Raw genomic sequence first — 26,261 nt, forward strand, 5'->3', positions numbered from 1 at the left:
GACGATACCGAACGGGCGCCACCATGACCGTCCGGAAGAGGACGGGCTACCGTGCATGGTTGTGTACCGGTTTCTCGCGACGCCCCGGTGGCTCGGCTACGCCGCGCTGACCTTGGCCGCGGCGACGGTCATGGTCCTGCTCGGCCTGTGGCAGCTCGACCGCTACGACCAGCGGGCGGAGATCAACGCCCGGATCAACGCCGGCACCTCGGCGACGCCGGTGCCGCTGACGGAAGTCGTCGGCGCGCCGGGCGGGGGTGCCGGGACGGTCGGACCGGCGCCGGCGGAGCACACGGAGTGGACGCGGGTGACCGTGACCGGCACCTACGACCCGGCCCACGAGATCCTCGTGCGCGGCCGGACGGTCGAGGGCGCCGTCGGCTTCGAGGTGCTCACCCCGCTCGTCCTGCGTGACGGCACCGCGGTCCTCGTCGACCGGGGCTGGGTGCGCCCGGCCGCGGCCGGCGCCCTGACCGCGCCCGATGTGCCCGCGGCCCCCGCCGGCAGCGTGACCGTCTCCGGCCGGCTGCGCCCGCCGGAGAGCCGCGGCGGGCGGCCTCAGGAGGTCTCCGGCCATGCGGAGATCCGCCGCATCACGCCCTCGGCGATCGCCCCGGCCGTGCCCTACGCCCTCTTCGACGCCTACGTGAGCGCGGACGAGCCCGCGCCCGGCTTCACCGCGGTGCCGGCCGAGAAGCAGAACGCGCTGCAGAACGCCGGCTACGTCCTGCAGTGGTGGCTCTTCGCCGCAATGACCCTCTACGGCTTCGCCTACCTGGCCCGCCGCGAGGCGAGAGGCCCGCGCCCGGACAACCTGCTGGACGAGGACGACGACGAGGACGACGAGGAGGCCGGCGCTCAGCGGGTGCACAACGCCCCCCTGTGAACCGCCCGCGAGCAGCGTGCTCACGAGCCGCCCCGGTGAATCGCCCGCACCGTGTCGATGGTGTCGGCCTCGTCGGGGCGCTTGTCCTCCCGGTAGCGCAGCACCCGCGCGAAGCGCAGCGCCATCCCGCCCGGGTAGCGCGGCGAGGTCTGCACCCCGTCGAACGCGATCTCCACGACCAGCTCGGGCCGCACCTTCACGACCCACTCCGACTCCTCGACGGCGAGCGTCCGCAGCTTCTCGGTCTGCCACCGCAGCATCTCGTCGGTCATGCCCTTGAACGTCTTGCCGAGCATCACGAACCCGCCCGTCTGCGGGTCCCGCGCGCCCAGGTGCAGGTTGGACAGCCACCCGCGGCGGCGGCCGTGCCCGCGCTCGACGGCCAGCACCACCAGGTCGAGCGTGTGGCGGGGCTTGACCTTGACCCAGGCCGAGCCGCGCCGCCCGACGTCGTAGGGGGCCGCGGCCGACTTGATCACGAGCCCCTCGTGCCCGGCCGCGACCGCCGCCACGAACGCCGCCTCGGCCGCCTCGGGCGTGTCGACCACGGTGCGCCCGGCCCGCAGCGGCTCGGGGACGACCCGTTCGAGCGCCGCCCAGCGCTCCCCCGCCGGCCGGTCGAGCAGGTCCTCGCCGTCGAGGTGGAGCACGTCGAAGAAGAACGGCTGCAGGATCGACACCCCGTCGCGCCGGGCGGCCCGGCTGGAGGTCTCCTGGAACGGGATGGCCCGGCCGCTGTCCGGGTCGACGCCCACCACCTCGCCGTCGAGCACGATCGAGGACACCCCGAGCCCGGCGACGGCCGCGACCACCCCGGGCAGGCGGGCGGTGATGTCGTCGAGGCTGCGGCTGAACACCGAGATCTTCTCCCCGGCCCGGTGCACCTGGATCCGGATCCCGTCGATCTTGATGTCGGCCGCGGCGGGCGACCCGGTGGCCGCGAGCGCCTCGGTGGCATTCGGCGCGCTGGCGGCGAGCATCGGGGCGAGCGGACGGCCGACGGTGAGCGCGTAGGCCTCGAGGGCCCCGGGCCCGTGCAGCAGCGCGTCGGCGGCGACGGCCTTGAGGTCGCCGGCGAGCAGGAACGCCCGCCGGACGGCGGTGGAGGGGATGCCGGCGGCCCGGGCGACGGCGTCGGCGAGGAGCCCGGCCTGGGCGCCCTGGCGCAGCTCGCCACCGAGCAGCCCGACGAGGAGCCGGCGCTCGGGCTCGGTGGCGGCGCCGAAGAGGGCGGCGACCTCGCCCCGGCGGGCGGCCTGGGATCCCTTGCCCGCGAGCCCGGCCATGCGCTCGAAGGCGAGATCGACGTCGGCGACGTTCAGGGAGGGCTCGGTCGCGGGCGGCGGCAGGTCGCGCAGGGCGGCGTAGCCGACCCCGGTCTGGCGCTGGCGCAGCTCACCGGCGAGGTAGCCGGCCCCGGCCGAGACCGTGCGCTCGTCGCCGGACGCGGCCAGCTCGCGCAGGGCCGCGGCCAGAAGGTCGATCTTGGCGTTGCGGGCGGAGGTGGCCGCCACCGCCCCGGAGACCTTCGCCAGCTGCTCGAATCGCATACCGGGATTCTCGCGCAGGGGTACGACAAAAACCGCCTCAGACCATCGCGCGGGCGTAGGCGCGACGGATGCAGTCCAGCACCCAGCCCATCCGGCTCACGGCGGTGTCGGGGTGCTCGCCGAACTCGTGGGCGACCAGCGCCGCGCAGCCGCGGGGCCCGTGGCGGCGCACGCTGAGCATGACCGCGCGGCGGATGCGCGCCTCGTCGAGGGCGTCCGAGGACTGCACGTCCGAACAGAAGAGCGCCTCGGCACGGACGTGTTCGAGCAGCTGTGGCGTCATGACTTGCTCCCTTCGCCGCAACCCAGTCCACGCCCCCGCCAGAGCAGGACCGTGTCCGCCGGGTTGCAGACAGGGTGGTATCGCTCCGGCGACACACCCTGGCCGAAGTGGACGCGATGACGGAAAATAGTGGTGTGAATACGTTCCGTGAGCAGAGGCCCGGTCCGGCACTGCTCGACGCTGGGCTCGCGGCCGTCGCCACGGGCCTGCTGAGCTGGGTGTACGTCCTCGGCCCCGGCGCCCTCCCGGTCGCGCTCGCCACCTTGCTCGCCGTGATCATGCTGCACCCGTGGCTGCGCCGGCTCCCGCTCCACCGAGCCGCCGGCCCGGTCGCGCTGGTCCTCGTGTCGCTGCTGGCTCCGGGTGTACTGCTCGTGCAGTACACCCGCAGCCAGACGCGCGACCTCCCGCTGGCCGCGGCCGCGAGCGCGCTGGTCTTCCTGCTGGTGCTCGGGCGCCTCGCCCTGCTGCTGGCCGACGCGCGCCGTATCGCCGCCACGGACGCGCTGACCGGCCTGAACACCCGCCGGGCCTTCGAGGCGCGCCTGCGCGGGCTGCCGCCCGGGCGACCCGCCGCCGTGGTGCTGCTCGACATCGACCGCTTCAAGCGCATCAACGACGCGTTCGGCCACCCCGCCGGCGACCGGGTCCTGTGCGCGGTCGCGGGCCGGCTGCGGGAGACGGCCGGCCCCGGCGTGACCGTGGCGCGCTACGGCGGCGAGGAGTTCGCGCTGCTCATCCCCGGCGCCGACGCCGCCCGCGCGAGCGAGCTGGCGGACCGGCTGCGCTCGGCGATCGGCTCGACCGCGGTGGACCTGGGCGGCGGAGCCGTTCGCGTCGTCACGATTTCCGCCGGTACCGCCGCGCTCCCCGTCGACACCCGCAAGCCCGACGAGCTCATCCCGCTGGCCGACCGGGCCCTCTACGCCGCCAAGCGAGCCGGCCGCGACCGCGTCGTGGCCGCCACGTCGCCCGCGAACCGGGGCACCACGACCACCGCGCCCGACCGGGCCGCCACGTCGCCCGCGAACCGGGGCACCACGACCACCGCGCCCGACCGGGCCGCCACGTCGCCCGCGAACCGGGGCACCACGACCACCGCGCCCGACCGGGCCGCCACGTCGCCCGCGAACCGGGGCACCACGACCACCGCGCCCGGCTGGGCCGCCACGTCGCCCGCGAACCCGGGCACCAGCGCCACGACCGCCCCGCGCGCGGGGACGACCGCCGGGGCCGACTGGGCCGCCGCGAACGCCACGACCTCACGCCCGCGCGATCAGGCGGCGGACGCGGCCCCGCGCGAGCCCGGCACCGACGAGTGGCCCACCCCGCTACCGCGCCCGCGCCGCACCGAGCTCGAGGCGGCCTGACAGCAGCGCGTCGAGGTCAGCCGGCGGTACCGGCCGGGAGTACAGGAACCCCTGGGCGTGCTCGCACCCGAGCGCCCGCAGGGCCGAAGCCTGGTCCTCGGTCTCCACGCCCTCGGCGACGGTCTGCAGCGACAGCCCGCCGGCCAGCTGCAGGATCGCGCGCATGAGCGTGGTGTCCACGGCGGTGGCCAGGAACGTACGGTCGATCTTGAGCACGTCGACCGGTAGGTGCACGAGGTAGGCGAGCGAGGAGTACCCGGTGCCGAAGTCGTCGATCGCCACCCGCACCCCGTCCGCGCGCAGCGCGTCCAGGCGCGCCGTGGAGTCGGCGTCGGCGACGAGCGTGCTCTCGGTGACCTCGAGCACGAGCGCCCCCGGCGGCAGCCCGCCCTCGGCGAGCGCCGCCCGGACGCGCTCCACGAAGTCCGGCTCGCGCAGCTGGTGCGCGGCCACGTTCACGGTGAGGCTGATCCCGGCCCGCTCGTGCCACTCCCGCGCCTGCGCGCACGCCCGGCCCAGCACCCACCAGCCCAGCGGCACGATCAGCCCGGTGGCCTCGGCGACGGGGATGAACACGCCGGGCGGGATGGCCTCGGCGCCGGGCGGGAACCAGCGCAGCAGCGCCTCGACCGCGGTGATGCGCCCGTCGGCGAGGCGTACCACCGGCTGGTAGTACACCTCCAGCTCCCCCTCGCGCAGCGCCCGCCGCAGCCCGGTGGCGAGCTCGCGCTGCCGATCCGCGGCCGTGCGCAGCCCGGCCTCGAACCGGACGATGCGGTCCTTGCCGCCCTCCTTGGCCGCCTGCAGCGCCAGCCCGGCGTCGCGCAGCACCTCGGCCGAGCCGCGCCGCCCGTCGGCCACGACGACGCCCGCGCTGCCGGTGAGGTGCACGGTGCGCTCCCCCACCCGGTACGCGGGACGCAGCCGGCCCAGCGCCCGCTCCGCCGCGTCCGGGGGTGCGGCCCCGCGCCACACGGCCGCGAACTCGTCGTCCCCGTGCCGCGCGATGAGATCGGCCGAGGGCAGCGCCAAGCGCAGCCGCCGGGCGACCTCGTGCAGCAGCGCGTCCCCGGCGGCGTGCCCCAGCTCGTCGTTGATCGCCTGGAACCCGTCGAGGTCGAGCAGGATCACCGTCGGCCCCGGCCCGCGCTGCAGCTCGGCCCACCGCTCGGCCCCGATGCCGGCCCCCTTGGCCGCACCGACTCCCATGGCCGCGCCAGTTCCGTCGGCCGCGCCGGTTCCCGTGGCCGCGCCAGTTCCGTCAGCCGCGCCGGTTCCGTCGGCCGCACCGGCGGAGGCGTCCGAGCCGGCGGAGGCGTCCGAGCCGGCGCGGAGGGAGGCGGCCCCGTCGAGCATCGCCGTGAGCAGGGCCCGGTTCGCCAGCCCGGTGACCGGGTCGCGGGTGGCCCGCTCGCGGAGCGCCCGCTCCAGCCCGCGCCGCCGGGCCGAGGACTGCGCCAGCGAGGAGGCGAGCCGCCGGGACCGCGCCCGGACCAGCAGGAGGGCCACCAGGGCGGCGATCACCGCGACGACGCCCGCCAGGAGGGACGAGAATTGCCGCAGCAGCGCCGGTACCGCCGCCAGAAACGCCGCCCCCGCCACCCAGACGGCCACGAGCAGCCCCGTTTCGCGACCCGTCAGCCCGGGCCGCCGCGGATGAGGGCTCGGCCTGCGACGCACCCTCGCATGCTATCCGGCAAATGTCCGGTATATCCGACTTAACCACCAACACGCGGACGCGGCTCCCGCACGTGTCCCACCAAGCCCGTTGACGCCACGTACAGCGTACGTCTAACGTCTTGTACGTACACCATACGTCCTAGCGGTACGACGTACGTCCGGAGGTCGAGATGCCCGACAGCCTGCTGCACCGCCTCACACACCGCATCCCCGGCGTCCCCGAGCACGGCGAGCACCGGCCCCACCCGCGGAACCGGCCCTCGCACCACCGCTCCCACCACCGCTCGCGCAACCACGACACCGGCCGACCGCCGCGGGTCCTGGCCGCGTGGCAGCGCCGGATCGCCGCCTTCTTCGGCCGCAACCTGCCGTGACGAACCCGGCCCTCTCGGCCCGCACCTCCCTGCACTGGCGGGGGCGCCTCGTGGAGCTGGTCCTGCCACTCCTGGCCCCCGCGCACCCCGGGCCGGGCACGTGCGACGAGCCCGGCCCACACCTCGAACGCGACGCGCAGGACGAGACCGGCACCAGCCCTACCCGGTGCCGGCCACGCCTCGCCTCGCAGACCTGACCCCTTCCGAGCCCCCTGAACCCGCGGCGAGACAGCGCCAAAGAGCAGCCGGGAACCCCCCAAAAACCCGACATGTCGGGCGCTTCGCGCCACGACATGTCGGACTTATCCCCTGTCAGGCGAAAAATGCGATAAGTCGCGGCGCGGAGCGCCCGACTTATCGCAGCCAGAGCGCGCCCGACTTATCGCAGCCAGAGCGCGCCCGACTTATCGCAGCAAAAGGGCGCCCCGGCTCAACGCCGGGACGCCCAACAGCAAGCGGGCTCAGCTCCGCCAGTCGAACCCCTCCTCCACCACGACCTTGTCGGCCGTCGCGGTGATGCGGTCCGCGAACTTCTTCGCGTGGTGCCCGCAGAACGCCAGGTCGCCGGCGTTGCCGAAGGTCACGACGGCCTTGGCCGCGGCGTTGCAGCTGTCGCACCGCTCCCCCGACAGCTCGGGGACGACGTGAACGGCCGGGCGCGAGATCAGCATCGGGGTCATTTCAGTCTCCTCGAGGTCGCGATGGGGGCAGTGCGCCCGATTTGTTCCATATCAGTGAGTTGCGCCGTACTCGACCAACATTACGTTCGCCGCTTTTGAGCGCCTAGTTCGGAAGCGTTGGCATTCAGTCGCCGCTCGGTTGCCACTCCTGTCCGTTCGTCTGATGCATCACGCGGGCAGATCACATACCCGCCCGGCAACATTTCGACACCAGGCCCCCTGAACTGCGGCGACAAGCGTGGCCGAGCGCGACAAGTCCACAGTGGACATAGCGGCCGATGGGTGGACACCCGAACGGCAACTTCCGGCGAACCGGGGGTGTAACCCCGGCTGCCGAATCTTGTGGAGGTCCGGATGACAACGCCGGACACAAACCCGCTCCACAGGATTTCGCCAGCCACGGAAGGGCTTTGAATAGATGATTCGCCGCCGCACCCGCACATTCATGCCGATCGCCGCGCTTGCGCTCGGTGCCGGATTCGGCACCATGATCCACAGCGGTGCCGCCGCCGCTGCGGAGACGACCGACGTCGTGCGCTCGGGCGCCGCGGAGGACACCTACAGTTCCAGCGCCCGTCCGACGTACACCTTCGGCTCCGCCCCGACGCTCGTCGCGGGCCGCCAGGGTGGCGACACCATGGTCGCGTTCGTGAAGTTCAAGGTCGGCGCGCTCGGGGCCGGCACGGTCAAGGGCGCCAAGGTGACCCTGACCCGTGACTCGAAGAACCTGCCCGGCTCGCTGTCGCTGAGCCGCGTCGCGGACACCGCCTGGACCGAGAAGGCACTGTCGGGGAAGAACGCCCCGAAGCTCGCGGGTGTCGTCGCCGCCGCGAAGCCGGCCGCCACCGCCGGCGCGGTGACGTTCGACGTGAGCTCGGTGGTCAAGGGCGCCGGGACGTACACCTTCGCCGTCACCTCGACCGTCGCCAACACCCCGGCGCGCTTCCGCTCGGCCCAGGCCGCCGCGGGCAAGCCCACCCTGGACGTCAGCATCGTCCGCCCGGTCGCGACCAAGCCGGTCGAGGACACCAAGCCGACGAAGCCGGTCACGCCGACGCCGACCACGCCGGTCACGACGCAGCCGACGACCCCGGTCACCACGCAGCCGACCACGCCGGTCACCACGCAGCCCGCGACGCCGCCGGCCGACTGCAAGGTGGATGCCAAGCTCGTCCCCAGCTGTGGCGTGCTGTGGGGCGCGGCGGCGGGCGGCTTCTCCGACGTGCCGCGCGACGAGGCCCTGAAGACCTTCGAGGCCAAGTCCGGCCGCACCTCGACGATCTACCACACGTACCACAAGGGTGACGAGCTCTTCCCGACCAAGGACGAGATCGCCATGACCAACGACCCGGCGCACCCGCGCACCCTGATGCTGAACTGGAAGGTCGGCTACGGCACCACGTGGGCCAAGGTCGCCGCCGGCGCCCAGGACGCGCGCATCGACCGCCTGGCCACGTACATCAAGGCCAACTTCGGCACCAAGCCGTTCTTCATGGTGCTGCACCACGAGCCGGAGAACGACGTGAACCCCACGGCCGGCTCGGGCCAGACCGCCAAGGACTTCGCGGCCATGTTCCGTCACACCGCGCTGCGCCTCAAGGCCGACGGCGTCACCAACGCCGTGTTCACCGTCGCGTACATGAACTACGAGAAGTGGAACAACACCTCCTGGTGGGGCGAGCTGTACCCGGGTGACGACGTCGTGGACTGGGTCGGCGTGGACACGTACAACAACGCCGAGCCGGGCGCGTTCCACTACGGCGACTTCAACTACCTCATGAACCGCACCAACGACCCGAAGTTCCCTGGCTTCTACACCTGGGCCACCACCAAGCACCCGAGCAAGCCGATCATGGTCGCCGAGTGGGGCGTGTACGACTCGTCGAAGACCGTCCAGGGCAAGAACAAGGCCGCCGTGTACGCCACCGTGCTGCCCCAGCTCGCCAAGATGCCGCAGATCAAGGGCCTCGTGTACTTCGAGACCGCCAAGGACCAGAGCGGCCACGACATCCGCATGGACGACACCCCGGAGGCGCTCGCCGGCTTCCAGAAGATCGCCGCCGACCCGCGCTTCAACGTCAAGCTCTGAACACCCGGTTCCCCCCGGTGAGTGAAGGCCGTCAGGACGAAAAGTCCTGGCGGCCTTCGCCATTTCCGCTCAAGAACGACGGATACCTGTTTCGCAATCGGCGGCAACCGGCGAAACGGCGCACGAATCCAGCCGGGACAACCGGCCCGCTACCGGAGGGGTCCCGGGGAGGCCACCCGCGGCCCGCAATCTAGTCGCAGCAAGGAAATGCACCGCCGAATATGCCGGCTCACCGTCAAGGGATGCAGACATAATGACGAAGAACACCGCCCGTCGCACCATTACCGGAATGGTCTTCGGCACCGCCGCCGCGGCCGCTACCGCGTTCACCTTCGGCTCCGCCGCCTACGCCGCCCCCGCCCAGGGCACGATCCAGAACGTGGACGCCCCGGGCGCGCTCAAGGACCAGTACATCGTGGTCATGAAGGACGGCGGCACGACGACCTCGGACGCGCTCGCCGGCAAGGTCGGCGGCCGCATCGAGGACCGGTTCGACAGCGCGGTGCGCGGGTTCTCCGGCCGCATGAGCGCCGACGCCGCCCGCCGCCTGGCGGCCGACCCGGCCGTCGCCTACGTGGAGCAGGACCGCCGCGTGCAGATCGAGGCGACGCAGACCTCCGCCACCTGGGGCCTGGACCGCATCGACCAGCAGGCGCTGCCGCTGGACAAGAGCTACACCTACGGCCCGGCGAGCAACGTCACGGCCTACATCATCGACACCGGCGTCCGCCTGACGCAGACCGAGTTCGCCGGCCGGGTCCGCTCCGGCTACGACTTCGTCGACAACGACGCGAACGCGAGCGACTGCCAGGGCCACGGCACCCACGTCGCCGGCACCGTCGGTGGCAAGACCTACGGCGTGGCCAAGGACGTCAAGCTCGTCGCGGTGCGCGTGCTCGACTGCTCCGGCGGCGGGTCGTACTCGCAGATCATCGCCGGCGTCGACTGGGTCACCAAGAACGCGGTGAAGCCGGCCGTGGCGAATATGAGCCTCGGTGGTGCCGCGGGCACGACGTTGGACAACGCGGTGAAGAAGTCGATCGCGTCCGGGGTGACCTACGCGGTCGCCGGCGGCAACGACTCCGCCAACGCCTGCACCAAGTCCCCGGCCCGCCTGCCGGAGGCGATCACGGTCGGCGCGACCGACAGCAACGACACCCGCGCCAGCTTCTCGAACTTCGGCAACTGCCTCGACATCTTCGCGCCGGGCGTGAACATCACCTCCAGCTCGAACTCCTCCGACACCGCGACCCAGAAGATGAGCGGCACCTCGATGGCGACCCCCGAGGTCACCGGTGCGGCCGCGCTCTACCTGGCCGCCCACCCGGCCGCCACCCCGGCGCAGGTCCGTGACGCGCTCGTCGCCGCCGCGACCAACGGCGTCGTGAAGAACGCGGGCAATGCCTCGCCGAACAAGCTGCTCTTCACCGGCACCCTCGCCGCCGCGCCGACGACCCCGGTCACCGACCCGACCACGCCGACGACGCCCACCACCGGCCCGACGACGCCGGTCACCACCCCGACCACGCCCACCACGCCGGTCACCACGCCCACCACGCCGAGCACCCCGAGCACCCCGGCCACCTGCGCCCCGGTCACCAGCACCACGCCGGTCGCGATCCCGGACCTCGGCACCGCCTCCAGCAAGCTCGTCGTGGCCAACTGCGCCGGCAACGCGAGCAAGACCGCGACCATCAAGGTCTCGATCAAGCACGCCGACCGCGGTGACCTGCGCCTCGACCTGATCGCGCCGGACGGCACCGACTACAAGTTCAAGAGCTCGACCTCCGCCGACGACGTGGCCAATATCGAGGCGACCTGGACGATCGACCTGTCCTCGGAGCCGCGCAACGGCACCTGGACGCTGGTCGCCAGGGACGTCTTCAAGGGCGACGCCGGCACGCTCAAGGGCTGGACGCTCACCGTCTGACCCACCACACCATCGACACCAGCGACACCAGCGAAGCAGGGGCCCTCGCCGACTCGGCGAGGGCCCCTCTCGCGTAATCCCATGATTCACCCGCGAAAGGGGCGAATCGGCCGTACGGTGTGGTCAACCATCAGCTCCGACGGCAAGGGGGACCACCATGAGCACCGCCCGAGAATCGATCGAGGTGGCCGTACCGGTGGCAGTGGCCTACGAGCAGCTCGCTCACTTCGAGAACTATCCGCAGTTCATGTCCGGCGTCATGAGCATGGCCCCGATCGACGCGTCCACCGCGCACATGGTGCTCGACATCGGCGGCAACCGGGCCGAGTTCGACGCGCGGATCACCGAGAGCCGCACCGACGAGTTCCTGTGCTGGGAGGCGATGGACGGGCCGCAGGTCATCGAGGCACTGCGCCTGGAGCCCATGGCCGGGGACATGACCCGCATCATCGCCGAGCTGCAGATCGACGCCCGCGAGCTGATGCCGGCCGAGGAGCACGCGGTCGAGGTGCTCAACCGCCGGCTCAAGGCCGACCTCAAGGGCTTCAAGCGGCACTGCGAAGAGCACATCACCACGGGGAACACCACCGTCACGGCGAACACCGAGGGCCGCGGCGCGAGCACCGGCGGCGCGTCGAGCACCGCGCGGACCCGCGAGATCAAGCCGTCGCCGGCCGACATGCCCGGCGCCCGGCCCAACCCGGCGTCCGTCGCGCGCGGCATCGCCTCGGCCTCCGGCATCACGCACGCGGCCAACGAGCGGCCCGCCCAGCCGATGCCGAGCCACGGCAACCTCGGCGCACACCACGCCCCGGAGCGGGCGTCGCGCACGCGGCCCACGCCGCAGCCGCCCGTCTGAGCACTCCGGATTGGGCACTCCGGACTGAGCACTCCGGACCCACGAGGGCGTCGGCCGAAGGGCCGGCGCCCTTTCGCCATATTTCGGATTTCACTCCTATTTGCCGCATAAGATCGAGACATGACCGCGATCCTGGTCGCCGACGACGACATGGACATCCGGGACCTCGTCGCCTTCAAGCTGGAACAGGCGGGCTACGAGGTCGTGGCGGTGGACAACGGCCCCGCGGCGCTCACCGCCGCCACCGAGAACCCGCCGGACCTGGTCGTGCTCGACGTCATGATGCCGGGCATGTCGGGCATCGACGTGTGCCGGCAGCTGCGGCAGGAGCAGGGCACCAAGGCGCTGCCGATCATCCTGCTCACCGCCCGCGCCCAGGAGGGCGACGTCGAGGTCGGCTTCGGCGCCGGCGCGGACGACTACATCGTCAAACCCTTCAGCCCGCGGGAGTTGGTGAGCCGGGTCGAGGCGGTCCTGGCCCGCATGCGCACGTGACCCTCGCCGGCGCCGCCCTGGTGGCGCTGTTCGTCCTGATCTTCGCCGCGCTGGTCTTCGGCGCGCTCATCGTGCTCGGCCGCTCGGTCCGGCGCACCCGCGAGACCCGGCGCGCCCGTCTCGCCAAGCCGGCCCGCCGGCTGCTGCTCGCCATCGCCGCCGGCGACGACGACCCCGAGCGGATCGAGGAACTGGTGCGGCTGCCCGACGACGTGTGGCTCGCGGTCGAGACCAACGCCATCGCCCTGCTGGGCAAGGTCCGCGGCGAGGCGCACACCGCGCTCGTCGACGTCTTCGAGCGCCGCGGCGCCGCCTGGCGGGCCCGCAGCCGGCTCAAGCGGCGCGACCCGGTGGCCCGGGCGCTCGCCGCCGAGGTGCTGGGCAACCTGGGCCGCAAGGACGCCCTGCTACCGCTGTGCGACCTGCTCGGCGACCCCGACGCCGACGTGCGCGTGGTCGCCGCCCGCTCGCTCGGGCGCATCGGCGACGCCGGGGCCACCCAGCCGTTGCTGGCCACCCTGCCCAGCCGCCGCCCGGTGCCCGCGCACGTCGTGGCGACCGCGTTGACCCGCCTCGGTACCGCCGCCCAGGGCGCCCTGCTCGCCGCACTCGACGATCCCCGGGCGCCCGTGCGGGCCTGCGCCGCCGAGGTCCTCGGGCTGATCGGGGCCGTCGGCGCGACCGTGCGGGTGGAGAGCGCGCTGCGGGCCGACCCGGTCGTCGAGGTCCGCGTCGCCGCCGCGCGCACGCTGGGCCGGCTCGGGACCCGCACGGCCCTCGCGCCCCTGGTCGATGCCCTGGAGCCGCAGCATCCGGCCGTACTGCGCGCCGAAGCCGCCAAGGCGCTGGGCGAGCTCGGCGCGGTGAGCGCGGCCCCGGCCCTGACCGGGCTGCTCGCCGACGCCGAGTACGCCGTCGCCCACAACGCCGCCCGCTCCCTGCTGCGGCTGGGCAACGCCGGCCGGGCCGCCCTCGTGGCCGCCGAGCACCGCGCGCACGTGCGCCCCCGGCACAGCGCCGACCCCGACGAGGGGCCGGACCCCGAGGTGCTGCTCGGCGCCGCCCACGCCCGCGAGGCCCTGGCCGCCGCGGAGCTCGACGACAGGCGGAAGCAGACGGTGCCGTGACCGGCCCGGAGCGAAGCGGAGGGGCCGGGCACCAGCCAGCACAGTCGACTGTCAGCGGCGCCGACGAGCGAAGCGAGGAGGCGACGTGACCGGCCCGGAGCGAAGCGGAGGGGCCGGGCACCAGCCAGCACAGTCGACTGTCAGCGGCGCCGACGAGCGAAGCGAGGAGGCGACGTGACCGGCCCGGAGCGAAGCGGAGGGGCCGGGCACCAGCCAGCACAGTCGACTGTCAGCGGCGCCGACGAGCGAAGCGAGGAGGCGACGTGACCGGCCCGGAGCGAAGCGGAGGGGCCGGGCACCAGCCAGCACAGTCGACTGTCAGCGGCGCCGACGAGCGAAGCGAGGAGGCGACGTGACCGGTCCGCAGCGAAGCGAGGCGACGTGACGGCCGAGTGGGTCCGGCAGCTGCTGACCGTGACGGACATCTTCATCCTCACGTACTTCCTGGTCATCAACAGCAGCTACCTGGTGCTGATCGTCCTGGCCGGCGCCGAGTTCGTGCACCATCTGCGCCGGGTGCCCTTCGCCGGGCACGAGGAGACGTACCGCAGCCCCCTGACCGAGCCCGTGTCGGTCCTCGTGCCCGCGTACAACGAGTCGGCCGGCATCGTGCAGTCGGTCCAGGCGATGCTCGCGCTGCGGTACCCGGTCTTCGAGGTCATCGTCATCGACGACGGCTCGTCCGACGACACCTTCGACCGGCTGCGGGAGGAGTTCGGGCTCGTCGAGGTGCCCCGGGTGGTGCCCGACGCGACCCCGACCCGCGGCGGCATCATCTCCATCCACGTGCCCGGGGAGCGGCCCGACCCGCTCGTGGTCGTGCGCAAGGAGAACGGCGGCAAGACCGACGCGCTCAACACCGGCATCAACGTGGCCCAGCACCCGCTGGTGTGCATGGTCGACGCGGACTCGATCCTCGACCCGCAGGCGCTGCTCTCGGTGGCCAAGCCGTTCTCCGACGACCCCGTGCGCACCGTCGCCTCCGGCGGGGTCATCCGCGTCGCCAACGGCTGCACCGTGGTGGCGGGCCGCATCGTCGACGTCCGGATGCCCCGGCGCTGGCTGCCGCGGGTGCAGGTGGTCGAGTACCTGCGCGCGTTCCTGCTCGGACGCACCGGCTGGTCGCGCCTGGGCGGGCTGCTCATCATCTCGGGCGCGTTCGGCATCTTCCGCCGCGAGCTGCTCGTCGAGGTGGGCGGCCTCGCGCACGACTGCATCGGCGAGGACGCCGAGCTCGTGGTGCGGCTGCACAGGCACCTGCGCCGGCAGAAGCGGGACTACCGCATCGTGTTCGTGGCCGAGCCGGTCTCCTGGAGCGAGGCGCCCAGCACGCTGAAGGTGCTGGGCAAGCAGCGCCGCCGCTGGCACCGCGGCATCGCCGAGATCCTCGGCAAGCACAAGGGCATGATCCTGAATCCGCGGTACGGCCGCATCGGCCTCGTCGCGATGCCGTACTACGTGCTGTTCGAGCTGCTGGCCCCGGTGATCGAGCTCGCCGGGGTGATCCTCGTCCCGCTCGGCCTCTGGGTCGGCGCCGTCGACACGCACTTCGCGCTCGTGTTCATCGCCGTGGCCTACGGCTACGCGCTGCTGCTGAACCTCATCGCGCTGACCGTCGAGGAGTACTCGTTCCACCGCTACCACCGGTGGACGGACCTGGTCGCCTCGGTGCTCGCCTCGGTCCTCGAGAACGTGGGCTACCGGCAGCTCACCGCCCTGTGGCGGGTCATGGGCATGTGGTCGGCGCTGCGGGGCGGCAAGCACGTGTGGGGCGAGATGACGCGGACCGGCTTCCAGACCGTGCGGACGCAGCCCTTCGCCACGGCGGCGCAGGAGCCGGTCAGAGCCAGAGAGGACGCTCGCGCGGAATCCGGATCGTGAACGTCGTGCCGTGCCCGACCAGGCTGTGCACGGAGATCTCGCCGCCGTGGCCCTCCACGATCGTCTTGGTGATCGCCAGCCCGAGCCCCGCGCCCTGCACCGCCTCCCGCACCGCGAAGGTGCCGCGGAAGAAGCGCGTGAACAGCTGCGGCTGCTCGTCGGCGTCGATGCCCACGCCGTTGTCGCGGACCGTGATCTCCACCTGGTCGCCGTCGACGCGGGCGGTCAGCTCGACCAGCCCGCCGTCCGGGGTGAAGTTCACGGCGTTGACGAGCAGGTTGGCCAGCGCCCGCTGCAGCTGCTCGGGGTCGGCCTCGACGGTGCCGAGCTGCCCCTCCACGGCGAGCACGAGCCGGTGGCCGCGCCGCTTGGCCCGCGGCTCGACCGCCGCGCAGGCGCCCGCGAGCACCGCGTGCAGGTCGGTCTCGCACAGCTCGAGGTCGAAGACGCCGGCCTCCACCCGGGAGATGGTGAGCAGGTCCTCGATGAGCGCGCGCAGCCGGTCGGCGTTGCGGCCGATGACGCCGAGCATGCGCGTCTGCGCCGTGGTGAGCGGGCCGGCGTCGCCGGACGTGAGCACCTCGAGGTGGCCGATGACGTTGGTCAGCGGCGTGCGGAACTCGTGCGACACGGTGGCCACGAAGTCGCTCTTGGCCACGTCGAGCTCGCGCAGCCGGGAGACGGCCTCGCGCTCGTGCTCGTAGGCGTGGCGCAGCGCGTCCTCGGTGCGCTTGCGGTCGGTGATGTCGTGCACGAACGCGTTGAACGTCCAGCCCATCATCGGGTCCCGCACCGCCCAGACGGCGAGCTCGACCGGGAACTCGTAGCCGTTGGCGTGCCAGCCGGTGATCTCGATGCGGTTGTCGAGGACCCGCTTCTCCCCCGTCGTCAGGAAGCGCCCGACGCCGAGGTGGTGGGCCTCGCGGTACTGCGGCGGCACGATGGTGTCGGCCAGCCGCCGGCCGATCGCCTCCTCCTTGGACAGGCCGAACACCTTCTCCGCGGCGGCGTTCCAGGAGGTGATCATGCCGCCCTCGTCCATGGCCACGAACGCCTCGACGCAGCTGTCGAGGATGCGTTCGAGGCGCTGGGCGCCGAACAGCAGCGCCTGGCGGGCGGCCATGCGGTCGGCGACCCGGCCGAGCTGGATGCCGACGTCGGCCATGATCTCCAGCAGGCCCGGGTCCGGCTCGACCGGCTCGCGGGTGAAGAACTCCAGCACCGCGGCGACGATCCCGCGCCCGGTGATGGGCAAGGCGATGGCGGAGCCGACCCCGTCGACGGCCGGTCGCACCAGCGTCGGCTCGGCGGTCAGGTCGGCGACCCACTGCGGGCGGCCGGTCTTGGCGGCGCGCCCGATGATGCCGGCTCCCAGCGGGAAGCGCACGTCCTCGCTGGCCTTGCGCAGCTCGGCGAACTCCCCCGGCACGTCCTCGTGCCACACGTCGGTGGAGACGAAGACCCGGCGGTCGCGCTCCTCCGGCAGGCACAGGTGCCCCACCGGCCAGCCGGTCGCCGCGCACACCGCGTTGATGACCGGGAGCCCGGCGTCGCGGATGTTGTCGGCTTCGTTCGCGATCCGCGTCGCCTCCTGCAGGAGGGAGACGAGGACGAGTTCGCGATCCTTCGGCACACCTTGATCCTAAATGCCGGACCCGCCGCCATCAGCCCGTTTCCAGCGATCGACGGCGGGTCCGTTTGCCCTGCTCAGCTGCGATGTTGTGCAGACCTTTCGGCTCAGGCGGCCGCGGTCGCGGGCACGACGCCCGCGGCGATCTCCCGCACGTAGCGGTAGCCGCCCACCTCGCTGGCGCGCACCGCGTCGCTGGCGGCCACGAGCCGAACGCCGGCCTCGGCGCACGCCTGGACCAGGCGCAGCCCGGGCAGCCGGTGCCGCTCGCTGATCTCCACCACGGTGCCGTTGACCCGGCAGGCCTCGACCAGCTCGGCGAGGGCCGAGTCCGGCACCGCGGACTCCTCGATCCCGGCGCGGATCAGGAAGTCCAGCGGGCGGGCCAGGCGCGTCGGCGCGTAGCGCGACACCCGCTCGACGGCCAGCCCGGTGACGGTGACGACCTGGTCGATGACGTCCAGCGCCCGCATCGCGCCGGCGTCGATCTGCGTGCGCACGGCGTCGGGGCTGAGCAGCCCGGCCGGCAGCGGCAGCCGGTTGAGCCCGACCGAGATGACCTCGAGCCCGCTGAGGTCGGACGGGAAGGCGAGCCATCCGTCGATGCCGATCGCCTCCACCTCGACCCCGCGGCGCAGCGTCACGTCGGTGCGCTGCTGGGCCCGCTGGATCGAGGAGAGGTACGGCGGCAGCCAGCTCGTGTCCGGCCCCACCCGGTCGGCGAAGGTCAGCTCCGTCAGCCCGGCCTGCTCGGCCGCGGCGACGAGCACGGAGACGCTGTCGCGTCCGGACGAGAACGCGGTGTGGACGTGACCGTCGGCGGAGAGGTCGATCATCAGGCACTCATTTCGTGGACGAGTCGGGCGGAACCATTTCAGGTTCGCCGGGGCCGGTCGCCGCGACCGTTCCCGGCGGGGTGCGGCTCGGTTCGTCGCGTGAGCCGCACCCGGTGCGCCCGGGGCAATCGCTGACACATCGCCCCTGCACGCTTACTCGGCCCGGTCCATCACGGGACGGCGGTAGCGGTACCCGAACCCGCGCACGGACTCGATCGGCGACGCGTCCGGGTCGGTCCAGCCGAGCTTGCGCCGCAGCCGCAGCACCGCGAACTTCACCCGCTCCGGGCCGATGCCCGTCGGGTCGTCCCAGGCCTGGGCGAGCAGCTGGTTGGGCGACAGCACCGCACCGGCGTGCCGGACGAGCACGTTGAGCAGCCGGAACTCGGTCGGCGTCAGGCGCACCTCGTCGCCGGCCACGAAGGTGCGCCGAGCGGCCGGGTCGATGCGCAGGACGCCGTCGTCGTACACCTCGTCGGCCCACGACGCCGGCCCGGCGCTGCGGCGCAGCAGGGCCTCGACCCGCGCGACGAGCTCGGCGTTGGTGAACGGCTTGGTCAGGTAGTCGTCGGCGCCGCCGCGCAGGCCGCGGACCTTGTCGGACTCCTGGCCGTGCGCGGTGAGCAGCAGCACCGGCACGTCACTGACGTCGCGCAGCCGCTCCAGGACCTGCCAGCCGTCCATCCCCGGCAGGCCGATGTCGAGGATCACCAGTTCCGGGCGCTCGGTGTACGCGTCCCGCAGGCCGGTCCGGCCGTCCTTGGCGTGCGCGACCTGATGGCCCGCCCGCGTCAGGAGCAGGCGCAGGGCCATGGCGATATCCGGGTCGTCCTCGACGACGAGCAGTCGGCTCACGATCATCCCCCATTTCGTGCCGGTCGCGGGGGCAACGACAGCGTGACCGTCGTGCCGACCCCTTCAGTGCTGGCGACGCTGATGCTGCCGCCGTGTAACTCGACGATGGCCCGGCTGACGACCAGCCCGAGTCCCGTGCCGGGCATGACCTGCCGCCCGACCGCCGCGGTCACGTTGGAACCGCGGAAGAACGCGCTGAACAGCCGCGGCAGGTCCGCGGCCGGGATGCCCACCCCGGAGTCGGCGACGGAGACGGTCCAGCCCTCGCCGTCCGCGCCGGGCCAGGCCTTCACCGTGACGCGGCCCCCGCTGGGCGTGAACTTCACGGCGTTGCTGACCAGGTTGTCCACGACCTGGTGCACGCGGGTGTCGTCGCAGACGAGGTCCGGGCCCTCCTCGCACTCGAGCAGCAGGTCGACACCGGACGCGCGGGCCGCGGGGATCCGCTCGGTGACGGCGACGCCGAGCAGCTCCGGCAGCCGGGTGGGCGTCGGCTTGAGCTGCAGCGTGCGCGCCTCCAGGCGGGACAGCAGCAGCAGGTCCTCGATGAGGCGCAGGAGGCGGTTGGCGTTGCGGTCGATGACGGAGAGGTACGTCTGCTGGTCCTCCGACAGCTCCCCGCTCGTGCTGTCGCCGAGCAGGTGCGAGAACGCGACCACGGACGACAGGGGCCCGCGCAGCTCGTGGGAGACGCTGGCGATGAACTCGTTGTTGAGCGCGCTCGCCTCCACCAGCGCCTGGTTGCGCTCCTCGAGGCCCCGGCTGCGCTCCTCCAGGCCGCGGCGCACGGCCACGCGGGCGGTGACGTCGCGCAGGTGGATGAGCGTGCCGCCGTCGGTGCCACCCGGGCCCGCCGGACCCGTCACCGGCACGAGGTCCAGCTCCAGCACCCGCCCGTCCTCGAACGCGAGCTCCTCGCCGACCACGGCGCGGCGCGCGCGGAATCCGGCGCGCAGCCGGTCGACGCGGGCCGCGGACGGCCCGAGCCGGGCGATGGTGCGCGCGATGACCTGGGACCAGTCCAGCGGCTCGGCGTCGTCGGGATCGTGCTCCGGGCTCACGTCGAGCGCGCCGGTGTCCAGCAGCCGGTGCGCGGCCCGGTTGGCCAGGCTCACGTTGCCCTCGTCGTCGAGCATGAGCAGCCCGTCGTCCATCGTCTCGACCAGCCGGGCCAGCCGCTGCTGCTCGATGCGCGCGGCGCGCTCGGTCTCGCGCTGGGCGGTGACGTCGAGGCCGAAGAAGACCACGACGCCGACGTCGGCGTCCTCGACGAAGCTGCGCGCGCCGACCTCGATGGTGCGGAAGCGCCCGGTGACGGTGCACACCCGCAGGTCCACCGCGCGCTCGGGGTTCCGCCCGGCGCAGCAGGCCAGGAACAGGCCCACGGCGGCGGGGCGGTCGTCGGGGTGCACGATGTCCAGCAGCCGGAACTCGGGCGGGCGGTGCCGGTCGTAGCCGAGCACCGTGGTGAACGACTCCGACAGGGCACTCCAGCCGCGGCCCGGGTCCACGATCAGGATCATCGCGCGGGCGCCGGCGGTGATCGCCCAGGCCAGCGGCGAGCCGTGCATCGGCGGCGGCGGCACCGCGCGGCAGGGCTGGGCGAGCGCGCGGTCGGCGGCGGCGGCGATCTCGGCGGCCGCGGGGAGCAGCTCGGCGCGGGCGGGCGCGGCGCTGAACTCGACCCGCAGCTCCTGGCCCCACTGCGCGGGCCCGACCGGCAGCCGCTCCAGCAGGTCGAGCTCGCCGAGGACCGGCAGCACCGCCGGGACGATGTCGGCGGAGCGCACGCCGGAGAAGGCGCGGAACTCGGACACGAGCCGCTGCGCGTCCACCACGGTGGCCGCGTTCGCCGCACGCACCACCAGATCGACCACCGCACCCTCGATGAGGCCGGTGTCGACCAGGCGGTCGGTCTCTCCTCGCAAAGCACTCCTCGCCGGCAGCGAACGCGACATGTGTCGCTTACTGTCGGTACACACATATCCTACGCAATGTAATGACATGTCCTGTAACGTTTCCGGAGGACCGAGCGGGTGCTGATGGACGACCAACCGGCCGACAACGAACCGGCCACCGACCTCGCCCAGCTGCGCACGGAGTTCATCCGGGTCGCGTCGCACGAGCTGCGCACCCCGCTGACCTCGATCATCACGTTCGCCACGATGCTCGAGTCGTCCGACGACGCGCTGCCGCTCACCGCCGAGGACCGCCGGTCCGCGATCGGCGCGATCCGGCGCAACGCGGAGCACATGCAGGTCATCGTGGCCGACCTGCTCCTGCTCAGCAGCCTGGAGACGGCCGAGGCGCCGCTGGACCGGGCCCCGTTGCCGGTCCACGAGCTGCTGGATTTTCCGGGTGTACCGCTGCATTGCGCCGAAGGGCCGGACCTCCTCGGCGATCGCGTGCTGCTGCGCGAGCTGTTCCACACCGCCGTGCAGATCGTGACGCTCATGGGCGCGGCCGAGATCGAGGCCTCGTTCGCCGGCGGGCGCTGGTGCGTGGTCGTGTCGGGGGCGACGAGCGCCGCGCTGACCCCCGAGCGGCTGCTGTCCATGCGCATCCCGCACCCCGAGCAGCCCGACGAGCACCGCACCGGCGCCCTGGCCCTCATGCTCGGCCGCGAGATCGCCGCGCGGCACGGCGGCAGCATGGTCACGTCGGTCGACCGGCCGGGAGTCACCGTGCGAATCTCCCTCCCCACCCGCTGACCCCGCGTTTGCGACCGGCTGCAACTTTGCCCGCCTATGGTCGGGCCCATGAGCACCTCCGCGTTCATCGAGCCGAAGTCGTTCCCGATCCCGGACGACGAGCAGGAGCGGCTCAGGTCGCTGGCCGGCTACGGCATCGTCGGCGGCCCGCCGCTGCCCGACCTGCCCTCGGTGGTGGAGCTGGCGGCGTACGTCTGCGGCGTGCCCAACGCGGTGGTGAACATCATCTCGGCGACCCAGCAGATCCAGATGGCCGCGTTCGGCTTCGAGGCGAACACGTGCTCCCGCGAGGACTCCATGTGCGCGATCAGCATGGTGGAGCCCGAGACGGTGGTCGTGCGCGACGCGACGCAGGACCCGCGCTTCGCCGGCAACCCGTTCGTCACCGGCGAGATCGACGACGTGCGCTTCTACGCCTCGGCCCAGCTGCGCGACCGCGACGGGCACGTGCTGGGCACGCTGTGCGTGTTCGACAGCGAGCCGCACGACCTCAGCGCCGAGCAGCGCGAGGGTCTCGACAAGCTGGCGAAGATGGTCATGGACGTGATGGAGCTGCACCGCCACGGCCAGATGCTCGAGCAGGCCCTGGACAAGGTGCACCGCACGAGCCGCGAGCTGCAGCGCTCCAACTCCTCGCTGCAGCACTTCGCCGGCCAGGTCAGCCACGACCTCAAGAACCCGCTCACCGGCGTGCTCGGCTTCGTGGCGATGCTCTCCGAGATCCCGGCGGTCGCCGCCGACCCCGACGCCAAGCGCTGCGTCGACCGGGCGCTGTCCTCGGCGACCCGGATGTGGCGCATGATCGAGGACGTCCTCTCCCACGCCTCCCTCGGCGGCCGGCCGTCGTTCACCGAGGTGTCGCTCGATGCGATCGCCCGCCAGGTGGTCGAGGACATCGGCACCGCGATCGCCGCCTCCCAGGCCGAGGTCGAGGTCGGCCCGCTGCCCACCGTCGTCGGCGACGCCACCCAGCTGCGCGTGCTGATCCAGAACATGGTGAGCAACTCGCTGAAGTTCCGCGACCGCGGCCGCGACTGCCGCATCTCGCTCACCGCCGACGAGTCGGAGACGGGCTGGACGCTGAACATCGCCGACAACGGCATCGGCATCCCGGCGCAGGACCGCCCGCGGGTGCTGGAGATGTTCACCCGGCTGCGCACCGACATCGAGGGCTCCGGCATCGGCCTGGCGACGTGCCAGCGCATCGTCGAGGCGCACGACGCCACGCTCGTCATCGCCGAGACCCCGGGCGGCGGGACCACGATGCGCATCACCCTGCCCAAGCCGGCCGACCAGGTGCGCCTGGCGCTCGTCAGCTGAGGCCCAGCCGGCGCACTCGTGCGCCGGGCCGATCCGCTCCCGCACGCCCCGCCGGCCGGGCTCGGTGAGCACGCCACCCGGCCCCGGTGAGGTCCGTCCGGGCGGCCCTGGACACGCGAATCAGCCTGGTTGAGGACAAGTGTCGGCCGGTGTCCGATTGTCCCCCGTTGCAGCACGGGTGCCGACGAGCGCAGCTGCATTGCAGCCTCTAGCTGCACCGATGCTCCCGCTGCGACGCTGGTCGGGCAAGGTCAACCGCCCAGGCCACACCCTCGCTTAGGAGCCCCTTGATGACGATCCGACTGGTCGCCGTCGACGAACACGTCCTTCTCCGTCTCGGTCTCAACCGGGTCGTGGCCACGGTTCCCGACATCACCCTCGTCGGCGAGGCCGGCAGCGCGGCCGAGGCCGAGCGCGTCGTGGCCGAGACCGCCGCGAACGTCGTGACGATCGACGCCTCGCTCGCCGACACCGACGGCATCTCCCTGGCCCGCAAGCTGCGCGCCGCGAGCCCGGACCTCGGCGTGGTGCTGCTCAGCGCGGTCAGCGACGACAACCTGCTGTACCGGGCGCTGGACGCCGGCCTCTCGGCGTACGTCACCAAGGCCGCCCCGATCCCGTCGGTCCTCGCCGCGATCCGCCACGCCGCGGTCGCCCCGCACTCGTTCACCGCGCCGGGGCTGTCCTCCGCGCTGTCGCGCCGCCGGGGCCAGTCGGGCCTGCTCAGCCAGCGCGAGCAGGAGGTGCTGTCGCTGATGCGCGACGGGCTCTCGCTGCCCACGATCGCCCAGCGCCTGGCCGTGTCCGAGGCGACGGTGAAGACCTACGTGTCGCGCCTCTACAGCAAGTTGCGCGTGAACAACCGCTCGCAGGCGCTGATGGCCGCGGTCAACCAGGGCCTGCTGGTCTCCGCCGACGCCGCCTGAACGTGATGGCCCGGCTCCTCCCCCTGGAGCCGGGCCATCATCGCGTCACGCGGGAATCGTGACCCGCTGGGCGTTGGTGGCGTTGCAGTCCCAGATCTGCACCTGGGTGCCGTCGGCGGTGCTGCTGTTCGGGTCGTCGAGGCAGCGGCCCGAAGCCGGGTTGCGCAGCGCCTGCGTGCCGGACACGTACGTCCACTGCTGGGCGCCCGTGCCGTTGCAGTCCCACAGCTGGAGCTTCGTGCCGTTGCCGGTGCCGGCCGACGTCACGTCGAGGCACTTGCCGAGCGCCCGCACGGTACCGTCACCCGGAAGCGTCCACTGCTGGGCGCCCGTGCCGTTGCAGCCCCAGACCTGGATCTTCGTGCCGTTGGCCGTGCCCGAGTTGTTCACGTCCACGCACTTGCCGAGCTGCACGAGCGTCACCGGGCCCGTCTTCGACCCTCCGCCCGAGCCGCCGGTGGTGAGCAGGAAGCGGTTGTTGGCCGTGTTCCAGTGCGTGGCCAGGTAGGACCCGGCCGGCGGGTTGGTGTTGAAGTAGTCGTCCTTGTTGCAGTCCAGCCGATTGTCCTGGGCCTGGTCCGCGCACACGACCCGCAGGACCGTGCCCGGCCCGTCGTTGTAGCACATGATGTCGTAGTCGTCCGTGCAGTGGCCGTAGGCGGTGTGGTTCGGCGAACTGCTCATCACCGCACCCATCGCGTGCGTGAGCTCGTGCGCCGCCGGCCCCGAACCCCAGCACCCGGAGTCGACCCGGCTGAAACTCGCCCCGGAGTTGTTGGCGTTGTCCTGCCCCGGCCGGTCGTCCAGCGTCACGTACGCCACCCCGCACAGCGCGGTCGCGTCGACGTACATTAGGTACTTCCGGTCGGCCCGGTTGTACCCCTGCGCCTTGATCGCGTTGACGGAGTTGCCGAAGTCCGACAGCGACCCGTTGTCGATGGCCACGTCGGTGACCGAGATGTTGCACGAACCGTCGGTCACGAACCGGATGTGCCGCACCCCGCCGGTCTGCGCCGCGCTGGCACTGTAGATGTCGTCCACACCCTGCGTCCAGGTCCGGATCGACGCCACATACTGGCTGTACCGATCCGCGTTGCCCGAACCGTGGATGTAGAGCACCTGCACCCGGTTCCCCGACTGCCCGTCCCCGTCACACACGATGCTCGCCGCACCCGCGGCCTGCACCGCACTCTTGGACTCCGCGAGCGGCGCCACCGACCGCGTCACATCGGTGCCCGCGAACGCCGCATCCGGCCCGTGCGTACACGCCCCCGCGACGTTCTTGAGCTCGAACAGCCCCTTGCACCGCCCCGTCCCGACCTTGAACCCGTCGTACACGAGACCCCGCGCATGGTCATTCGCCGGAATCGTCGGGTCCGGCGGCCCCTGCCGCTGCTGCTGCGCCCACGCGGGCGCCGTACCGATCCCCACGACCAGCAAAGCCCCCGCCACCATGGCAAGGACCTTGGGCCGCGGCCTGAACTGCAATCGAAACATGGGCATCTCTCACTGGCGGAGGGGTCAGGAACGCCCAGTGTGTCCTACTAAATCGCCACAGAACAATGCCCAAGAGCGATTTGTTGAACTTTGTTTACTGTCCGCACGGCTGCGCATCCCTCACGGCCGCGAGCCCTCCGCGACCCGCGCATGCAGCGGCGGCGGCCGGAGCCCGGGTGTACCGAGCGCCGGCCGCCGCCGAGACCGTGGGGTCAGATCTTCAGGTCGTACTGGTACAGGTTGTACTTCGTCATCAGCGCGACGACCTTCGTCGTGTACAGCGGGTCCGTAGCGTAGCCGCCCTTGTGGACCTCGGCGATGAACTGGTTCGGGTCCGTCGTGTAGTTGAACGCGGCCGCGTACCGGGCCAGCGACTTCAGGCTCGCCCCGTGGTCGCGGAACGAGTCCACCGACGTGCGGTAGGTGCGGAACGTCGCCACCGTCGTGACGCAGGCGCCCGCGGCGTTGCACTCCTGCGTGGAGTACGCCTTGCAGCCCGCCGCGTAGGAGCCCGGCGCGTTGTTGAAGCACTTCATGCCGAAGAAGTTGTTGTCGTTCGCCGACAGCGAGCTGCGCCCCCAGCCCGACTCCAGGATCGCCTGGGCCAGGGTCACCGACGCGGGCACCTTCGTGTCGCGCTGGCTCGCCTGGGCGGCGGGGATGGACGCGGCCAGGAACTGCTCGTTGGTCATGGTGCCGGTCGGGCCCATCGGCACCGCGGCCACCGGCGAGGCCGGGGCGGGGGCGGCCGGCGCGGCGGGGGCCGCGGGCGGGGCGCAGACCGGGAGCTTCGGGTTGCCGGAGACGTACGCGTGCGAGACGTAGTCGCCGATAGCGGTGCGGTCCCACTGCGCGGTCCTGCGCACGTTGCCCCGCAGGTACTGCCCGCTCACGCGGCAGGTGACCGTGAGCTTCTGCTTGTTCTTGACGGTCCGGGTCTGGCCGAACCAGTTGGCGGCGCCACTGCGAGCGGCGAGCGAGCCCTTGACGCGAACACTGACCACGGCGGCGTCGGCCGGTGCAGCGGCCACGACGAGCGTCGTGGCGGTCGCGGCAAGGGCCAGCGCCGGAGCGAATACGAACTTCGTGAACGAACGCAGCATCAGACGATCTCCGGTGCAGGGGTGGGCGAGACCCCTCAAAGATCGTCAACGGGCGTTGCGGGCCTCGTTCCCCGCGGGGTGCCAGGCCGTTGCCGGGCCCACCGGGACGCCCGCGGCGCGCGGGCGCTCGAGCGCTCCCGAGCCCTGCGGCACGCAGCGTCAGCGCGCCCGGCGCAGGT

Annotated in this window: 23 protein-coding genes; 13 read left to right on the top strand and 10 right to left on the bottom strand. The window is 72.5% G+C overall.

The window, feature by feature from the left end:
• Window positions 1–55: 55 nt before the first annotated feature.
• Window positions 56–886 (top strand): SURF1 family cytochrome oxidase biogenesis protein, encoded by an 831-nt coding sequence (locus tag ACQP2P_RS39990; protein ID WP_433610019.1) that lies wholly within the window; start codon window positions 56–58, stop codon window positions 884–886.
• A 20-nt stretch (window positions 887–906) separates the two neighbouring features.
• Here the strand turns inward: ACQP2P_RS39990 and ACQP2P_RS39995 are convergent, their stop codons facing one another.
• The gene (locus tag ACQP2P_RS39995; protein ID WP_433610021.1) at window positions 907–2,436 is read right to left on the bottom strand and encodes an ATP-dependent DNA ligase; all 1,530 of its coding nucleotides are present in this window, start codon (window positions 2,434–2,436) and stop codon (window positions 907–909) included.
• 37 nt (window positions 2,437–2,473) lie between these two features.
• Entirely contained in the window at window positions 2,474–2,719 is a 246-nt protein-coding gene (locus ACQP2P_RS40000) for a hypothetical protein (protein ID WP_433610023.1), read from the bottom strand.
• Window positions 2,720–2,853: 134 nt separating this feature from the next.
• Here ACQP2P_RS40000 and ACQP2P_RS40005 point away from each other — a divergent pair, with 134 nt between their 5' ends.
• Complete coding sequence (locus tag ACQP2P_RS40005; protein ID WP_433610025.1) at window positions 2,854–4,089, top strand: diguanylate cyclase; 1,236 nt, start codon at window positions 2,854–2,856, stop codon at window positions 4,087–4,089.
• Here the strand turns inward: ACQP2P_RS40005 and ACQP2P_RS40010 are convergent.
• Window positions 4,051–5,769, bottom strand: coding sequence for a putative bifunctional diguanylate cyclase/phosphodiesterase (locus ACQP2P_RS40010; protein WP_433610027.1), 1,719 nt, complete (start codon window positions 5,767–5,769; stop codon window positions 4,051–4,053). The two genes, ACQP2P_RS40005 and ACQP2P_RS40010, sit on opposite strands and share 39 nt — an antisense overlap.
• 170 nt (window positions 5,770–5,939) lie before the next feature.
• Between ACQP2P_RS40010 and ACQP2P_RS40015 the strand changes: the two genes are divergently transcribed.
• Together ACQP2P_RS40015 and ACQP2P_RS40020 are read left to right on the top strand one after the other, a co-directional pair.
• A complete protein-coding gene (locus tag ACQP2P_RS40015) occupies window positions 5,940–6,143 on the top strand; it encodes a hypothetical protein (RefSeq protein WP_433610029.1) in 204 nt (67 codons plus the stop codon).
• Entirely contained in the window at window positions 6,140–6,340 is a 201-nt protein-coding gene (locus tag ACQP2P_RS40020) for a hypothetical protein (protein ID WP_433610031.1), read from the top strand. Before ACQP2P_RS40015 ends, ACQP2P_RS40020 begins: the two co-directional genes overlap by 4 nt.
• Window positions 6,341–6,604: 264 nt before the next feature.
• Here ACQP2P_RS40020 and ACQP2P_RS40025 read toward each other — a convergent pair whose 3' ends face one another.
• Window positions 6,605–6,823, bottom strand: a complete 219-nt coding sequence (locus ACQP2P_RS40025; protein ID WP_433610033.1) for a DUF7455 domain-containing protein — start codon at window positions 6,821–6,823, stop codon at window positions 6,605–6,607.
• 445 nt (window positions 6,824–7,268) lie between these two features.
• On the opposite strand from ACQP2P_RS40025, the gene ACQP2P_RS40030 reads away from it, so the two are divergent.
• The 6 genes from ACQP2P_RS40030 to ACQP2P_RS40055 all read left to right on the top strand — a co-directional run bounded on the left by ACQP2P_RS40030 (window position 7,269) and on the right by ACQP2P_RS40055 (window position 15,204).
• Window positions 7,269–8,912 (top strand): CBM96 family carbohydrate-binding protein, encoded by a 1,644-nt coding sequence (locus ACQP2P_RS40030; protein ID WP_433610035.1) that lies wholly within the window; start codon window positions 7,269–7,271, stop codon window positions 8,910–8,912.
• Window positions 8,913–9,165: 253 nt separating this feature from the next.
• Window positions 9,166–10,842 carry a S8 family serine peptidase gene (locus tag ACQP2P_RS40035; RefSeq protein ID WP_433610037.1) on the top strand — a complete coding sequence of 559 codons (1,677 nt, stop codon included), beginning with the start codon at window positions 9,166–9,168 and terminating at the stop codon, window positions 10,840–10,842.
• 157 nt (window positions 10,843–10,999) lie between these two features.
• Entirely contained in the window at window positions 11,000–11,701 is a 702-nt protein-coding gene (locus ACQP2P_RS40040; RefSeq protein WP_433610039.1) for an SRPBCC family protein, read from the top strand.
• A 120-nt stretch (window positions 11,702–11,821) separates the two neighbouring features.
• The gene (locus ACQP2P_RS40045) at window positions 11,822–12,196 is read left to right on the top strand and encodes a response regulator transcription factor (protein WP_433610041.1); all 375 of its coding nucleotides are present in this window, start codon (window positions 11,822–11,824) and stop codon (window positions 12,194–12,196) included.
• Window positions 12,193–13,323, top strand: a complete 1,131-nt coding sequence (locus ACQP2P_RS40050) for a HEAT repeat domain-containing protein (RefSeq protein WP_433610043.1) — start codon at window positions 12,193–12,195, stop codon at window positions 13,321–13,323. Before ACQP2P_RS40045 ends, ACQP2P_RS40050 begins: the two co-directional genes overlap by 4 nt.
• A 381-nt stretch (window positions 13,324–13,704) precedes the next feature.
• On the top strand, window positions 13,705–15,204 hold the full coding sequence (locus ACQP2P_RS40055; RefSeq protein WP_433610045.1) for a glycosyltransferase: 1,500 nt from the start codon (window positions 13,705–13,707) through the stop codon (window positions 15,202–15,204).
• Here the strand turns inward: ACQP2P_RS40055 and ACQP2P_RS40060 are convergent.
• The 4 genes from ACQP2P_RS40060 to ACQP2P_RS40075 all read right to left on the bottom strand — a co-directional run bounded on the left by ACQP2P_RS40060 (window position 15,164) and on the right by ACQP2P_RS40075 (window position 20,453).
• Entirely contained in the window at window positions 15,164–16,837 is a 1,674-nt protein-coding gene (locus ACQP2P_RS40060; RefSeq protein ID WP_433610047.1) for an ATP-binding protein, read from the bottom strand. The genes ACQP2P_RS40055 and ACQP2P_RS40060 overlap by 41 nt on opposite strands.
• Window positions 16,838–16,941: 104 nt before the next feature.
• Window positions 16,942–17,670 (bottom strand): hydrolase, encoded by a 729-nt coding sequence (locus tag ACQP2P_RS40065; protein ID WP_433610049.1) that lies wholly within the window; start codon window positions 17,668–17,670, stop codon window positions 16,942–16,944.
• 153 nt (window positions 17,671–17,823) lie between these two features.
• Window positions 17,824–18,531 (bottom strand): response regulator transcription factor, encoded by a 708-nt coding sequence (locus ACQP2P_RS40070; RefSeq protein ID WP_246655778.1) that lies wholly within the window; start codon window positions 18,529–18,531, stop codon window positions 17,824–17,826.
• Complete coding sequence (locus tag ACQP2P_RS40075; RefSeq protein ID WP_433610052.1) at window positions 18,528–20,453, bottom strand: PAS domain-containing sensor histidine kinase; 1,926 nt, start codon at window positions 20,451–20,453, stop codon at window positions 18,528–18,530. The genes ACQP2P_RS40070 and ACQP2P_RS40075 overlap by 4 nt, the downstream gene beginning before the upstream one ends.
• 114 nt (window positions 20,454–20,567) lie before the next feature.
• Between ACQP2P_RS40075 and ACQP2P_RS40080 the strand changes: the two genes are divergently transcribed.
• The 3 genes from ACQP2P_RS40080 (at window position 20,568) to ACQP2P_RS40090 (ending at window position 23,482) form a co-directional block, all read left to right on the top strand.
• Complete coding sequence (locus ACQP2P_RS40080) at window positions 20,568–21,236, top strand: sensor histidine kinase (RefSeq protein WP_433610054.1); 669 nt, start codon at window positions 20,568–20,570, stop codon at window positions 21,234–21,236.
• 48 nt (window positions 21,237–21,284) lie between these two features.
• Entirely contained in the window at window positions 21,285–22,556 is a 1,272-nt protein-coding gene (locus ACQP2P_RS40085; RefSeq protein ID WP_433610056.1) for a sensor histidine kinase, read from the top strand.
• Between the two features lie 290 nt (window positions 22,557–22,846).
• Window positions 22,847–23,482: a response regulator transcription factor gene (locus tag ACQP2P_RS40090; protein ID WP_433610058.1), complete on the top strand. Its 636-nt coding sequence runs from the start codon at window positions 22,847–22,849 to the stop codon at window positions 23,480–23,482.
• Between the two features lie 45 nt (window positions 23,483–23,527).
• Here ACQP2P_RS40090 and ACQP2P_RS40095 read toward each other — a convergent pair whose 3' ends face one another.
• Both ACQP2P_RS40095 and gsmA read right to left on the bottom strand, forming a co-directional pair.
• Window positions 23,528–24,937 (bottom strand): RICIN domain-containing protein, encoded by a 1,410-nt coding sequence (locus ACQP2P_RS40095; protein ID WP_433610060.1) that lies wholly within the window; start codon window positions 24,935–24,937, stop codon window positions 23,528–23,530.
• A gap of 254 nt (window positions 24,938–25,191) precedes the next feature.
• On the bottom strand, window positions 25,192–26,082 hold the full coding sequence (gene gsmA / locus ACQP2P_RS40100; protein WP_433610062.1) for a sporangiospore maturation cell wall hydrolase GsmA: 891 nt from the start codon (window positions 26,080–26,082) through the stop codon (window positions 25,192–25,194).
• Window positions 26,083–26,261 lie beyond the last annotated feature (179 nt).

This window comes from Dactylosporangium sp. CA-139114 (assembly GCF_050955725.1).
GTDB lineage: Bacteria > Actinomycetota > Actinomycetes > Mycobacteriales > Micromonosporaceae > Dactylosporangium.

Coding starts and splice junctions, on each gene's coding strand:
- ACQP2P_RS39990 (WP_433610019.1), top strand. CDS start 56: ATGGTTGTGTACCGGTTTCTCGCGACGCCCCGGTGGCTCGGCTACGCC.
- ACQP2P_RS39995 (WP_433610021.1), bottom strand. CDS start 2,436: ATGCGATTCGAGCAGCTGGCGAAGGTCTCCGGGGCGGTGGCGGCCACC.
- ACQP2P_RS40000 (WP_433610023.1), bottom strand. CDS start 2,719: ATGACGCCACAGCTGCTCGAACACGTCCGTGCCGAGGCGCTCTTCTGT.
- ACQP2P_RS40015 (WP_433610029.1), top strand. CDS start 5,940: ATGCCCGACAGCCTGCTGCACCGCCTCACACACCGCATCCCCGGCGTC.
- ACQP2P_RS40025 (WP_433610033.1), bottom strand. CDS start 6,823: ATGACCCCGATGCTGATCTCGCGCCCGGCCGTTCACGTCGTCCCCGAG.
- ACQP2P_RS40030 (WP_433610035.1), top strand. CDS start 7,269: ATGCCGATCGCCGCGCTTGCGCTCGGTGCCGGATTCGGCACCATGATC.
- ACQP2P_RS40035 (WP_433610037.1), top strand. CDS start 9,166: ATGACGAAGAACACCGCCCGTCGCACCATTACCGGAATGGTCTTCGGC.
- ACQP2P_RS40040 (WP_433610039.1), top strand. CDS start 11,000: ATGAGCACCGCCCGAGAATCGATCGAGGTGGCCGTACCGGTGGCAGTG.
- ACQP2P_RS40045 (WP_433610041.1), top strand. CDS start 11,822: ATGACCGCGATCCTGGTCGCCGACGACGACATGGACATCCGGGACCTC.
- ACQP2P_RS40065 (WP_433610049.1), bottom strand. CDS start 17,670: ATGATCGACCTCTCCGCCGACGGTCACGTCCACACCGCGTTCTCGTCC.
- ACQP2P_RS40070 (WP_246655778.1), bottom strand. CDS start 18,531: ATGATCGTGAGCCGACTGCTCGTCGTCGAGGACGACCCGGATATCGCC.
- ACQP2P_RS40080 (WP_433610054.1), top strand. CDS start 20,568: ATGGACGACCAACCGGCCGACAACGAACCGGCCACCGACCTCGCCCAG.
- ACQP2P_RS40085 (WP_433610056.1), top strand. CDS start 21,285: ATGAGCACCTCCGCGTTCATCGAGCCGAAGTCGTTCCCGATCCCGGAC.
- ACQP2P_RS40090 (WP_433610058.1), top strand. CDS start 22,847: ATGACGATCCGACTGGTCGCCGTCGACGAACACGTCCTTCTCCGTCTC.
- ACQP2P_RS40095 (WP_433610060.1), bottom strand. CDS start 24,937: ATGGTGGCGGGGGCTTTGCTGGTCGTGGGGATCGGTACGGCGCCCGCG.
- gsmA (WP_433610062.1), bottom strand. CDS start 26,082: ATGCTGCGTTCGTTCACGAAGTTCGTATTCGCTCCGGCGCTGGCCCTT.